The 12826-nt window shown below is 60.6% G+C and carries 14 protein-coding genes; 13 read left to right on the top strand and 1 reads right to left on the bottom strand.

Annotation, left to right across the window (positions count from 1 at the left end; translation table 11 throughout):
- Positions 1–106: 106 nt before the first annotated feature.
- From ppx to HYN24_RS10410, 5 genes are read left to right on the top strand one after another with little or no spacing between them, the layout of a single operon-like run.
- Complete coding sequence (gene ppx, locus HYN24_RS10430) at positions 107–1609, top strand: exopolyphosphatase (RefSeq protein ID WP_117609187.1); 1503 nt, start codon at positions 107–109, stop codon at positions 1607–1609.
- Positions 1606–2712, top strand: coding sequence for an ABC transporter permease (locus tag HYN24_RS10425; RefSeq protein ID WP_117609186.1), 1107 nt, complete (start codon positions 1606–1608; stop codon positions 2710–2712). Before ppx ends, HYN24_RS10425 begins: the two co-directional genes overlap by 4 nt.
- Positions 2709–3464, top strand: coding sequence for an ABC transporter ATP-binding protein (locus HYN24_RS10420; RefSeq protein ID WP_117609185.1), 756 nt, complete (start codon positions 2709–2711; stop codon positions 3462–3464). The genes HYN24_RS10425 and HYN24_RS10420 overlap by 4 nt, the downstream gene beginning before the upstream one ends.
- An 8-nt stretch (positions 3465–3472) precedes the next feature.
- Positions 3473–4399 carry an MlaD family protein gene (locus HYN24_RS10415; RefSeq protein ID WP_117609184.1) on the top strand — a complete coding sequence of 309 codons (927 nt, stop codon included), beginning with the start codon at positions 3473–3475 and terminating at the stop codon, positions 4397–4399.
- A 1-nt stretch (position 4400) separates the two neighbouring features.
- Complete coding sequence (locus tag HYN24_RS10410; protein WP_117609183.1) at positions 4401–4994, top strand: ABC-type transport auxiliary lipoprotein family protein; 594 nt, start codon at positions 4401–4403, stop codon at positions 4992–4994.
- Here HYN24_RS10410 and HYN24_RS10405 read toward each other — a convergent pair.
- On the bottom strand, positions 4991–5614 hold the full coding sequence (locus tag HYN24_RS10405) for a TetR/AcrR family transcriptional regulator (RefSeq protein ID WP_117609182.1): 624 nt from the start codon (positions 5612–5614) through the stop codon (positions 4991–4993). The two genes, HYN24_RS10410 and HYN24_RS10405, sit on opposite strands and share 4 nt — an antisense overlap.
- 113 nt (positions 5615–5727) lie before the next feature.
- Between HYN24_RS10405 and HYN24_RS10400 the strand changes: the two genes are divergently transcribed.
- From HYN24_RS10400 to rpsR, 8 genes are all read left to right on the top strand, one after another.
- Positions 5728–6477 (top strand): electron transfer flavoprotein subunit beta/FixA family protein, encoded by a 750-nt coding sequence (locus tag HYN24_RS10400; protein ID WP_117607571.1) that lies wholly within the window; start codon positions 5728–5730, stop codon positions 6475–6477.
- Between the two features lie 2 nt (positions 6478–6479).
- Positions 6480–7412 (top strand): electron transfer flavoprotein subunit alpha/FixB family protein, encoded by a 933-nt coding sequence (locus tag HYN24_RS10395; protein ID WP_117609181.1) that lies wholly within the window; start codon positions 6480–6482, stop codon positions 7410–7412.
- A 36-nt stretch (positions 7413–7448) separates the two neighbouring features.
- Positions 7449–8114: an energy-coupling factor ABC transporter permease gene (locus tag HYN24_RS10390; protein WP_117609180.1), complete on the top strand. Its 666-nt coding sequence runs from the start codon at positions 7449–7451 to the stop codon at positions 8112–8114.
- 43 nt (positions 8115–8157) lie between these two features.
- Complete coding sequence (locus HYN24_RS10385) at positions 8158–9942, top strand: FimV family protein (protein ID WP_117609179.1); 1785 nt, start codon at positions 8158–8160, stop codon at positions 9940–9942.
- Positions 9935–11716: an acyl-CoA dehydrogenase gene (locus HYN24_RS10380; protein ID WP_117609178.1), complete on the top strand. Its 1782-nt coding sequence runs from the start codon at positions 9935–9937 to the stop codon at positions 11714–11716. Before HYN24_RS10385 ends, HYN24_RS10380 begins: the two co-directional genes overlap by 8 nt.
- 112 nt (positions 11717–11828) lie before the next feature.
- A complete protein-coding gene (rpsF, locus tag HYN24_RS10375) occupies positions 11829–12212 on the top strand; it encodes a 30S ribosomal protein S6 (protein WP_117609177.1) in 384 nt (127 codons plus the stop codon).
- Between the two features lie 22 nt (positions 12213–12234).
- Complete coding sequence (gene priB, locus HYN24_RS10370; protein WP_117609176.1) at positions 12235–12564, top strand: primosomal replication protein N; 330 nt, start codon at positions 12235–12237, stop codon at positions 12562–12564.
- On the top strand, positions 12536–12811 hold the full coding sequence (rpsR, locus tag HYN24_RS10365) for a 30S ribosomal protein S18 (RefSeq protein WP_011286983.1): 276 nt from the start codon (positions 12536–12538) through the stop codon (positions 12809–12811). The genes priB and rpsR overlap by 29 nt, the downstream gene beginning before the upstream one ends.
- Positions 12812–12826 lie beyond the last annotated feature (15 nt).

Raw genomic sequence — 12826 nt, 5'->3', positions numbered from 1 at the left:
GGCTTGTTGGCCGGGCCGCTGACGGCTTTTGCTCCGGCGTCACAATGCGGGTCGGAGGCGGGTGGTAGAATGCCCGCCAATTCAAGCATTCTGTGTTTTCAGGAAAATGATTTACGAAACCGTCGCCGCCGTCGATCTGGGCTCCAACAGCTTCCGTCTGCAGGTCGGACGGGTGGTCGATAATCAGATTTATACGCTCGACTCCATGAAGGAGCCGGTACGCCTGGCTTCCGGCCTGATGCCCGACAAGCGCCTCGATGCCCCGGCCCAGGCGCGCGCTCTTGATGCCCTGCGCCGTTTTGGCGAGCGTCTCGGCGGTCTCGACAAAGGGGCGGTGCGGGCGGTGGCGACCAATACGCTGCGTGTCGCCAAAAATGCCTTTGAATTCCTGCCGCTGGCCGAGGAAGCCCTCGGCTTTCCCATTGAGGTCATCGCCGGACGCGAAGAAGCGCGGCTGATCTACATCGGGGCCTCGCATTCCCTGCCCTCGGCGGCCCACAAGCGCCTGGTCGTCGACATTGGTGGCGGCTCGACCGAGTTCATCATCGGCAAGCGGCACGAACCGCAGCTGATGGAGTCCCTGTACATGGGGTGCGTCAGTTATACCCTGCGTTTTTTTCCGGATCGCCGGATTGACCGAAAGCGGTTACGCGAGGCGCAAGTTGCGGCAGCCAAGGAAATCGAACTGATCGCTGCCGATTACCAGCGCTTGGGCTGGAAGGAAGCGATTGGCTCGTCGGGTTCGGCCCGGGCCATTGCCGACGTGCTCGAAATGAACGGCCTCAATCCGAATGGCGAAAGCGGCATCACGCGGGTTGGCCTGGCTACCCTCTGTGAACTGCTGGTCAAGGCCGGTTCGGCCGAAGCGCTCGATCTGCCAGGGGTCAAGGGCGACCGCCTGCCGGTCTTTCCAGGCGGTGTCGCCATCATGTCGGCGATCTTCGAGGAACTCGACATTGAGCGCATGACCTATGCCGACGGCGCCCTGCGTCTTGGCGTCCTCTACGATCTGCTCGGCCGCTTCCATCATCACGACATGCGCGACTCGACGGTGGCGCAATTCCGCCGCCGCTACCAGGTTGAAGGGGATCAGGTTGAGCGGGTTGAAGCCAGTGCGCTGTCGGCGCTGACCCAGTTGTCCGACGGTTCGCCTGGCGAGGCGGATGTGCAGTTTCTGTCCTGGGCTTGCCGGGTGCATGAGATCGGCATTTCCGTGGCGCACAACGCCTATCACAAGCATGGTGCCTACATTTTGACCTATGCCGATATGCCAGGTTTTTCGAAGAAGGATCAGGCCCGCCTGGCCATGCTGGTCCTCGGGCATCGGGGCAAGCTGGAGAAGCTCGGTGGCATGCCAGCCAGCGACAGTGCCTGGGATTTGATCTTCTGCCTGCGTCTGGCGGTGTTGCTGCACCGGACCCGTGATGACCGGGCGATTCCTGCCTGGCGGGTTAGTCGGGGCGACAACGGATTCATTATCGAATTGCCGGCTGACTGGCTGGCCGCCAATCCGTGGACCGCGGCTGCCTTTGGTGAAGAAGCCAACGTCTGGAAGCAGCTTGGGCGGGAGTACGTGCTCCGTTCAAAGTCCACGAGGAAAATCGCATGAGCGAATCCCCGCGCTTGCTGGTCGAGCCGGGGAGGGTGGTGCTGTCCGGTTGCTGGACGCTGGCTGAAATGCTGCCGCAACTGCCGGCCTTGCAGGCTGCGCTGGCTGCTTGTTCGGGCCGATTCGATCATTGGGATTTGTCGGCGGTGGCGCGGCTCGATAGCGCCGCAGCGGTCTTGCTGTGGCGTACTTGGGGGGCGACCTGGCCGGCGGCGCTGATCGTAGATGATCTGCATCGGCAGGCGCTGACCCGTGTCGCCGAGTTGCCACCGGACCTGCGCCAGGAGATTCGGCCGCGGCCGCGCTTTCCCGAATTGGTCGGCGGGTTGCTGTTCAAGGCTGTGGGCAACCTGCGTGGCATGGTTACCCTGTTCGGCCAACTGCTCGTTGATATCGGCTACCTCGTTCGCCATCCGCAGGATGTGCCGTGGAAGGAATTTACCGCCAATGTCTACAAGGCAGGGGCGCAGGCGCTGGCGGTGACGGCGCTGGTCGGATTCCTGATCGGGGTGACCATCAGCTACCTTTCGGCACTGCAATTGAAAAGCTTTGGTGCCGACCTGTTTATCGTCAATATTCTTGGTATTTCGATCATTCGCGAACTCGGTCCGGTGCTCGTCGCCGTTCTGGTTGCCGGGCGCAGTGGTTCGGCCATGACGGCGCAGATCGGCGTGATGCGGGTGACCGAGGAAATCGACGTACTGTCGACGATGGGCATTTCGCGCAGCATTCGTGTCGTCTTGCCGAAAATTCTTGGCCTGACCGTGGCTATGCCCCTGCTGGTGTTGTGGACCTCGGCGGTCGCGCTCTTTGGGGGCATGCTGGCGGCACTGCTCCAGCTTGATCTGTCGCTGGTCTATTTTCTCGATAACCTGCCGCGCGCCGTGCCGGTCGCCAATCTGCTGATCGGTATGAGCAAGGGGGTGGTCTTCGGGTTTGTCATTGCCGTTGTTGCCTGCCACTTCGGCCTGCGCGTCAAACCGAATACGGAAAGTCTGTCGGCCAATACGACCAGTGCGGTGGTGACGGCGATCACTACGGTCATTCTTTTTGACGCCATTTTTGCCGTCTTTACCCGCCATGTCGGGGTGCCGCAGCTATGAGCCCGTCACCGGTCATCGAGCTGAGTGGTGTCTGTGCCAGTTTTCGCGGCAAAGTCGTGCATCGCGACCTGTCCCTGCGCGTTGAGTCTGGCCAGATCGTCGGCTTGCTGGGCGGCTCGGGGAGCGGCAAGACGACCCTGCTGCGCGAAATTCTCGGCCTGCTGCGGCCGGATTCGGGGAGTGTCCGGCTGTTCGGCGTCGATCTCAATCACCCCGATAGACAGGTCCAGCGTGATCTGCGTCGTCGTCTTGGCATGCTGTTTCAGCACGGGGCGCTGTTTTCAGCGCTCTCGGTTTTTGACAACCTTGCCTTTCCCCTGCGCGAACTGCGCTGCCTCGATGCCGACTGGATTCGCCGCCTGGTGCATCTCAAACTGGCGATGGTCGGGCTTGATCCCGAGCACGGAAAACTCATGCCCGCCGAGCTGTCAGGAGGTATGGTCAAGCGCGTCGCCCTGGCGCGGGCGCTGGCTCTTGAGCCGGAACTCCTGCTGCTTGACGAGCCGACGGCTGGCCTTGATCCTGATCGCAGCCAGAATTTCGTCGAACTGGTTGGTGATTTGCAGCGGGAACTCGGGCTGACCGTCGTCATGGTCACCCATGACCTCAATACGCTGGCCGGGCTGGCCACCCACGTCGCCGTGCTGGCTGATCAGCACATCATCGCCTATGGACCGAAAGCCGAGGTCATGACCGTTGATCATCCCTTCGTCACCGGCTTTTTTGGCGCGGACCGCCGGAAACTGCTCTAATCACGTTCATGGAAAACAAGTCATACGCCTTCGCTGCCGGTCTCTTTGCACTTCTCCTCGGGGTGGCGGCCTTGCTTGCCGTCTATTGGTTGAGTGGTGCCAAGGACGCCGAGCATGAGTACATAGTCGTGACCAAGCAGAACATCGGCGGACTCAACCCGCAGGCGCAGGTACGCTATCGGGGCATCCGGGTCGGCAAGGTCAGCGACATTCGCCTCGATCCCGAGGATTACAGCAATATTCTGGTGACCATTTCGGTCAATGAGGATGTGCCGCTGACCAAGGGGACGGTGGCCAAGCTCAACTATCAGGGCGTCACCGGTCTGGCCCATATCCTGTTGCTGGAAACCGGCAAGGATGGCGAGCCGCTGGTGCCAAACGACGACCAGCCACCCCGCATCACGATGATTCCGTCACTTCTCGAAGAGCTGGGTGAAACCGGTATGGCGACATTGAAGCAGGCCCGCCAGATGATGGTAGGGGCCAATGCCGTGCTCGATGAGGAAAATCGGGCGCATCTGAAGGCGACTCTGGTTAATCTCGAGGCGGCCTCGGGCAACATGAAGCCGGTGCTTGAGAATCTCAATACGACGCTGGTGCAGATCAAAAAGCTGCTCGACGACCGCAACATCCGGAGTTTCTCGCAAGCGGCCGGCGAGGTTCAACCCCTGCTCGCCGAGTCGCGAGTGCTGATCGGCAAGATGCAGGTGGCCACCGACAAGCTCGATGTGGCGATTGGCGATCCGTCGGCCAGCGGCACCTCGGCGCTGATGCCCCGCCTTAATGAACTGGCCACGGATTTTTCGCTGACTTCGCGCCAGTTGAGCCGCGTCATGCGCGTTCTGGAAGATAGCCCGCAGGGCTTGGTCTTCGGTGCGCCTGCCGTGGTTCCCGGTCCGGGTGAGGCAGGGTTTAGTCCGGCAGGGGGGAAATAGCATGCGCTGGCTGGCGATACTCATTTTTTGCGGTCTGCTATCGGCCTGTTTTACCGCTGGCAAGCGGGGGGGCGACAGCGCTCTAGCTGTCTATGACTTTGGCCCTCCTCCGGTACGGCTCCTTGCTTCTCCACGCCCCCAGCCGATGGCGCTTGAGGTGCGGGCACCGCTGTGGTTCGATTCACTGGGTATTGATTATCGTCTGGCGTATGTCGACGCTGCCCGTCTGCGCGAATACGGGCGGGCGCGCTGGGTCGGGCCGCCGGCCCAGATGATGCAGCAGCGACTGATGCAGTTGCTGGATTATTCGATGTCGGGGCAGGGCCAGAGCCGTTGTCTCGTGCGTGTCGATATTACGGAATTCAGTCAGGTGTTTGCCAGCCCCGAAAGCAGTCAGGGCATCCTGCGCGGGCGGGCCGTCCTGCTCGATCGTTCGCGCCGCCAGTTGGCCGAACTTGACCTGAAAATCGACAAGCCGGCTCCCAGCCAGGATGCGCGCGGTGGCGTTTCTGCCTTGTCGGCAACGGTGGCGCAGCTGGCCGATGATCTGCTGGTCTGGGAGAGAGGGATCAGCGCCGGCGCTTGTTCCGGCTAGCTGGCAATGATGCGCTCGGCAATACGTTGCTTGAGATCAGCCAGGTTGTCGTCAAACTGGGTGTAGTGCATTAGCGACAGGCCGAAGACGCAGGCGTAGAGCAGCAGGCTGCGACTTTTTGCTTCGGCATCGGACATCCCCGAGGCGACGAACAGTTTGCGTGTGCATTCCAGTCGATAGAGATCCACAGCCTCGACCACGGCGGCTGCCTGCGGATCGTGACGGGCCCAGTCGCGTACGGCGAGTTCGATCGACATGCCCTTGCGATTCCGGCTGGCACCATACACCTCGATGGCGTAATGCAGTTGCTGGCTTTCACGACCGGCCGTGACCGAGGTGGTTTTTTCGATGTCGCGGATGCGCCCGATTTTCCATTGCTCAAGCACGGCGTCGAGCAAGGCCTGCCGATCTTTGAAGTGCCAGTAAAAGCTGCCTTTGGTGACACCGCAGCGCTTGGCCAGAACCTCGACGCGCAAGCCGCTGATCCCCTCGCGGGCGAGCACGTCGATCGCCTCGTCCACCCAGCGTTCCGGGTCGAGTTGCGTGCGCGCCACGGTGGCGCTCTTGCGAGGTTTGACTGATGAGGATTTAATCAAGGGCTTGACAGGTTTGTTTTCCATACGCTACCGTATGCTTTTCCATACGACACAGTATGGTCATTGTGCTGATTGAGAGATCGCCTGTCAAACAGGTGGCTGTAATTCAAAAAAGTCGAATCCAAAAGGAGATGCAGGTGAAGATTCTCGTACCCGTCAAACGCGTCGTTGATTACAACGTCAAGGTTCGCGTCAAGGCCGATGGCACTGGTGTTGATCTGGCCAACGTCAAGATGAGCATGAACCCCTTCGATGAAATCGCCATTGAAGAAGCCGTCCGCCTCAAGGAAGCCGGCATTGCGACGGAAGTCGTTGCTGTCTCGTGTGGTGTCGCCGCCTGCCAGGAAACCCTGCGCACGGCGATGGCGATTGGTGCCGACCGTGGCATCCTCGTTGAAACCGATGTCGATCTCCAGCCGCTGGCCGTCGCCAAGCTGTTGAAGGCCCTGTGCGACAAGGAACAACCGCAACTCGTCATCTGCGGCAAGCAGGCCATCGACGACGATGCCAACCAGACCGGCCAGATGCTCGCCGCCCTGCAGAACTGGCCGCAAGCCACCTTCGCCTCCAAGGTCGTCATCGCCAACGGCAAGGCGGCCGTTACTCGCGAAATTGACGGCGGTCTCGAGACCCTCGAAATCTCCCTGCCGGCAGTGGTGTCCACCGACCTGCGCCTCAACGAGCCGCGTTACGCCACGCTGCCCAACATCATGAAAGCCAAGAAGAAGCCGCTCGACACCGTCAAGCCGGCTGACCTCGGTGTCGATGTCGCCCCGCGCCTGAGCACCCTCAAGGTCGCCGAACCCGCCAAGCGCAGTGCCGGCATCCGCGTCGCCGATGTCGCTGAACTCGTCAACAAACTCAAGAACGAAGCCAAGGTGATCTGATCATGACTATTCTTGTAATCGCCGAACACGACCACGCCAGCCTCAAGGCCGCCACCCTCAATACCGTTGCTGCGGCCCAGAAGATTGGCGGCGACATTCACGTCCTCGTCGCTGGCAGCAACTGCGCTGCTGCCGCCCAGGCCGCCGCCGGCCTGCAAGGTGTTACCCAGGTAAAAGTGGCCGACGCCGCCCACTACCAGAGCCAGACCGCCGAGAATCTGACGGCGCTGGTCATCGCCAACGCATCCGGCTACAGCCACATCCTGGCCCCGGCCACCACCTTCGGCAAGAACCTCCTGCCGCGCGTTGCCGCTCTGCTCGACGTCGCGCAGATTTCCGAAATCACCGGTGTTGAATCGGCTGACACCTTCGTTCGTCCGATCTACGCCGGCAATGCGCTGGCGACGGTGAAGAGCGCCGACAGCGTCAAGGTCATCACCGTGCGGACCACCGCTTTCGATGCCGTCGCCACTGGCAACAGCGCCCCGGTCGAAGCCATCGCGGCGGCCGCTGATACGGCACAGAGCACGCTGACCCACCGCGAACTGACCAAGTCCGAGCGTCCCGAACTGGGCGCTGCCAAGATCATCGTCTCCGGTGGCCGTGGTCTGGGCAGTGGCGAGAACTATCACGCCCTGCTTGAGCCGCTTGCCGACAAACTCGGGGCCGCCCTTGGTGCTTCCCGCGCCGCCGTCGATGCCGGCTTCGTGCCGAACGATTATCAGGTCGGCCAGACCGGCAAGATCGTCGCGCCGCAGCTCTACATAGCCGTCGGTATCTCGGGTGCCATCCAGCATCTGGCCGGCATGAAGGAGTCGAAGGTCATCGTCGCCATCAACAAGGACCCCGACGCACCGATCTTCCAGGTCGCCGATTACGGGCTGGTGGGTGATTTGTTCGAGGTCGTGCCGCAACTCGTTAGCGCCGTCGGCTGACACCAAAAAGTCAGGCACCGGTAATAGAATAGCCAGGTGAATCTGACTGACACTCTGCTGGGCGAAGGATGGTACTGGGCGGCATGGATCGCCTGGCTACTGTTTTTCGCCCATAGTCTTTGGCGCGCACCCTGGGGGCGGCTGAGGGATTCCGAGCAATTCAATGTGTGGCTCGGCATGATTGTTCTGCTCACCCTGATCTGGAGCCTCAAGGCTGGCGTCAAGCCCGGCCTGAATTTTCATCTGCTCGGGGCGACCGTGTTCACCCTGAGTTTCGGGCCACATCTCGCCTTTGTCGGGCTTTCCCTGGTGACCCTGGGCATTACCCTGAATGGTGCGGCCGGGCCGTTTGCCTATGGTGCCAATGCCTTGCTTCTGGCTGGCTTGAGTGTGGCGCTGAGTCACTTTTTCTTTCGCCTGCTTTCGGCCGCCTTGCCCCGACATTTTTTTGTTTATATCTTCGTCAATGGATTTCTCGGCGCGGCGCTGACCATCATCGGCGTCGGCTTTGCTGCAACGCTCCTACTGGCGGTGATTGGGGTCTATGAATGGGATTATCTGTTCAGTGAATATTTCCCCTATTTTCTGCTGCTGGCATTCTCGGAAGCATGGCTGTCGGGAATGATGATGACGCTATTTGTTGTTTATCGTCCCCAATGGGTTGCCAGCTTTGATGATTCGGTTTATCTGACCAAGAAATAACGGCTACAATTCACCAAATTTGATGTTATTTGGAGTTTTGTCTTTGAGTCGCTTTGCTCGCCGCTATGCCTTGCTGGTGTTCGTGCTCACCTTGTCTGGGGGAGCGTCGGCGGTCGGCTTGGGCGATCTGCGTGGGCAGCCCGTTCTGGGCCAGCCCATCCAGCTGGAAATCGATCTACTCGGGGTCGATAAGCAGAAGATTGAAGCAAGCTGTTTTCGACTGGTCCAGCCCTCTGGTGGGGATGATCTGCCCTGGCTCCGGAAAGCCGCTTTGACCGTTCGCAAGGGCGCCCAGCCAGTGCTTGAAATTCGCTCCGATAATCCCTTGCGCGAGCCGATTCTGGAAATGGCGATTCAACTTGGTTGCGGCCATGAAATATCCCGTGACTATATGTTGATGGCAACTCCGCCGGGGAGCGGCGTTGCGCCGGTCGTGGCGGCCCGTCTACCAGAGACCGCTTTGCCTCCCGAACGGCAGTCGGTACGGTCTTCGGTCAGGGGGGCTTTCGCTTCCTCTCCCTCGCCGGTCGTGGCTGCGCCACCCAGATTGACGCCGCGGCGAGCCGAGCGGCGGCCGAAGGCATCTCCGGTTCGTGATCGTCTGATGTTGTCGGATGGTGGCTTCGATGCCGAACCGTCGCTTCGCCTGGCCACCGATTTGTTCCTGCAGGGCGCGGAGGCGAAGGAGGCGCAGCGCGAGATATTGCGCCTTGAGTTTCGTATGCTGATGGCCCTGCACGAGCAGGCTACGACGCAAATGGCCGCCGCCGAAAAGTTGCACAACATGGAAGGCACGCTGGGCGAAATCCAGTTGCGTGCGGTGGAGTTTGCCAAGCGTGTTGAAAATAATGGCGCGGTGCCGGCATCCGGTTCATCCGTTCCGGGGGGAAGTGCACCGAATGCTCCGTCGCCGACACCTGGCGCAGCAATGCCGGCAGGGGAGCAGACCGCGCGCTCACTGCCGAGGTTGCCGCCGCCTGTCGAAGAAACGTCCGGCCTGTCGGAGTGGACACTGTACGGCGTTCTGCTTGGGGCGGTCTTCGGCCTGGCCGGCTGGCTCGGCTGGCGGCAGCATCAGGCCAGGCAGCACGGTGATGGCGGCGCTGAATCGGGAATTCTGGTTCCGGTTGCGACGATTGATCCGAAGCGTGATGAAGAAGTTGAGGAGAATGGTGCGGTCGATCTGAGCTTTGGGTCGGCAGAAATGGCAATGCCGATGGAGGTCGATTTTGACCTGCACGCGGAAGACAACAGTCCCGCTTCGGCTGTGCCGGCCCCAGCGCGGGGGCATGATTCCGTGCTGTCGATGAGCGCGACGACCCTGAATGAGCAGTTTGAGGCCAATCCGGTCATGGAACTGGCCGATATCATGCTCTCCTTCGGCCGCGTCAAGGGCGCCGCCCAGGCCTTGCAGGAGTACATCGACCAGAATCCGCAGGAGGCACTGCAGCCGTGGATACGCCTGATGGATATCTACCGGATGGCGGGCATGCGGGCAGAATTCGAAAGTGTTGCCAGCAACCTGCATCAGAACTTCAATGTCGAGGTCCAGAGTTGGGATGAGGCGCAATTGGCGAATGTGATGGAGCCGCTCGAAGGCGGGCAGCCGCAGGCCCCCCGCGCCACTTGCCTGGAGGATATGCCACGTCTGATCAACATGATCGTGACTCTGTGGGACACCGGCGATGTGGTCGGCTATATTTACCAGTTGCTGCGCGATAACCGGGGCGGACAACGCCTGGGCTTTAGCTTGCCGGTCGTCGAAGATCTGGTGTTCCTGATTGAACTTAAAGAAACCGCTAACCGTATGGAAAAATCCGATGAGTGAATATCTTGCCCCGCTGAAAGAAATGCGTTTTGTCATGCAGGAACTGGCCGGCCTTGATCAGGTGGTTTCCCTGCCCGGTTGTGAAGAAGCCTCGCCTGATGTGGTCGATGCGATTCTCGAAGAGGCCGCCCGCTTTTCCGGCGAAGTCTTGTCGCCGCTGAACCGGGTGGGCGACCGGGATGGCGCCAAATGGAAAGATACCGTCGTCACTACCTCGCCGGGTTTCAAGGAGGCCTATCGCCAGTTCGTCGATAACGGCTGGAATGGCCTTGGTTGCGATCCAGAGTTTGGTGGGCAGGGTTTGCCCAAGCTGCTGTCTACGGCCGTCAGCGAAATGTGGAAGGCGGCCAATCATGCCTTCTCGCTGTGCCCAATGCTGACCCAGGGCGCCATCGAGGCGCTGATGATTGCCGGTACGGACGAACAGAAGGCGGCCTATCTGCCGAATCTGGTTTCCGGTGAGTGGACCGGTACGATGAACCTGACCGAGCCGTCGGCCGGTTCCGATCTGGCCGCCGTGCGTTCGCGCGCCGAGCCGGTGGGGGATGGCACGTACAAGGTTTTCGGCCAGAAAATTTTCATTACCTACGGCGAGCACGACATGACGGACAACATCGTCCATCTCGTGCTGGCTCGCACCCCCAATGCGCCGGAAGGCGTCAAGGGGATTTCGCTCTTTGTCGTCCCCAAGTTCCTGCTTAAGGCGGACGGCACGCCCGGCGAACGCAATGACGTCTATTGCGTGTCGATCGAACACAAGCTTGGCATCCACGGCAGCCCGACCGCTGTGCTCGCCTTCGGCGATCACGGCGGCGCTATCGGCACCCTGGTCGGCGAGGAAAATCGCGGCCTCGAGTACATGTTCATCATGATGAACGCCGCCCGCTTCAATGTCGGCCTCGAAGGGCTTGGCGATGCCGAGCGTGCCTACCAGCGCGCCGTCGTCTATGCCAAAGAGCGTGTTCAGGGGACCGAAGTCGGTGTCAGGGGCGGCCCGAAGGTGCCCATCATCAAGCATCCGGACGTGCGTCGCATGCTCCTTTCCATGCGTGCCCGCATCGAGGCCATGCGCGCTCTGGCTTATGTCACGGCGGCAGCGCAGGACAATGCCCATGCCAATCCCGATGCTGTCGCCCGCGAAAAGGCCCGTGCCTTCGCTGATCTGCTGATTCCTGTGGTCAAGGGCTGGAGTACCGAGAGCGCCATCGACATTGCCTCGCTCGGCGTGCAGGTGCATGGTGGCATGGGCTATATCGAGGAAACCGGTGCTGCCCAGCATCTGCGTGATGCACGCATCACGGCCATCTATGAAGGCACGACGGCGATTCAGGCGAACGACCTGATCGGCCGCAAGATTGCCCGTGAAAAGGGTGCCACCATTCTCGCGGTGATCGCCGACATGCGGGCCGCAGCGGCTCAACTCGACGGCGATCTGGCCGGCATCGGGGCGCGCCAGCAGGCCGCTATCGAGGCCCTGGAAAAGGCTGTGAACTGGCTGGTTGGCACCTTCTCGGCTGATCCCAAGGCGGCACATGCCGGGGCCGTGCCTTTCCTCTATCTCTTCGGCATTGTCGCCGGTGGCTGGCAAATGGGTCGGGCTGCCGTCATTGCCCGGAGCAAGCTGGCATCTGGCGAGAGCGATCCGTTCTGGGTAGCCAAGCTGGCAACGACGCGCTTCTATGCTGATCATTTCCTGACCCAGGCTGCCGGTCTGGCCGAGTCGGTGGTGGCCGGTGCGGCGGGCGCGCTCGAACTGGCCGACGATAGCTTCTAAGCACGATCCCCAGTTTTTCCCCAAAGCCCGCGATTTCTGATATAGTCGTGGGCTTTTCCACCTTGCCCTACCGCACCCGCATGGCGGAGGGTTTATCCCAAAAGGAGATTGCATGCGCCATTACGAAATCTGCTTTATCGTCCATCCGGACCAAAGCGAACAAGTGCCCGGCATGGTCGAGCGCTATCGCGCCATTGTTGCCGCCAAGAACGGCACCATTCATCGTCTGGAAGACTGGGGCCGCCGTCAACTGGCTTACCCGATCCAGAAGATCCACAAGGCTCACTACGTTCTGATGAACATCGAGTGCGACGGCGAAACGCTGAACGAACTCGAACATTCGTTCAAGTTCAACGACGCTGTGCTGCGCCACCTGACCGTCAAGATGAAAGCGGCTGTGACGACTCCTTCCCCGATGATGAAGGAAGAGAAGTCCAAGTCGATGATGCCTGGCGATGCAGCTCCGGCTGTGCAGGCTGAAGCGGCTGCTGCCTAAGACTCCGTACGGGAAATAGCGGCTGAACTGCATCACACTCTCGGGAAAACTGGTCGAACGCAAGGCTTTGCGTTACACACCAGCCGGAGTAGCGGTTAGCGAAGGATGGCTGCAACACAGTTCCTCGCAGATCGAAAGTGGTGTGGAGCGCCTGGTGGAAGTGGAAATCGCTGTCGTGGCCCTGGGTGAAAACGCCCGCTGGCTGCAGGCAGCACCCCTCGGGGGAGCGGTCAAACTGACCGGATTTCTGGCTGCCAAGAGTCGCAACAGCAAAGCGCCCGTACTGCATGTGAATACACTCGAATTTTTGGAAGGAAACGAAAATGGCTCGATTCTTCAAGAAGAAGGATGACGACAAGAAAAAGAAGCGCGGTGGCGGCCTGTTCAAGCGTCGCAAGTTCTGCCGCTTCACGGCTGAAAAGGTCGAACAGATCGACTACAAGGATGTGGATGTCCTCAAGGAATTCATCCAGGAAAACGCCAAGATCATGCCGGCTCGTCTGACCGGCACCAAGGCCGGCTACCAGCGCCAGCTGGGCACCGCTATCAAGCGCGCCCGCTTCATGGCCCTGCTGCCTTACACCGACAACCATCAATAATTTTCGAGGAGACGA

The sequence above is a fragment of the Dechloromonas sp. HYN0024 genome (genome assembly GCF_003441615.1).
GTDB lineage: Bacteria > Pseudomonadota > Gammaproteobacteria > Burkholderiales > Rhodocyclaceae > Azonexus.
Note: the sequence above shows the minus strand (reverse complement) of the source record. Positions and strands in the feature narration are given on the sequence as shown.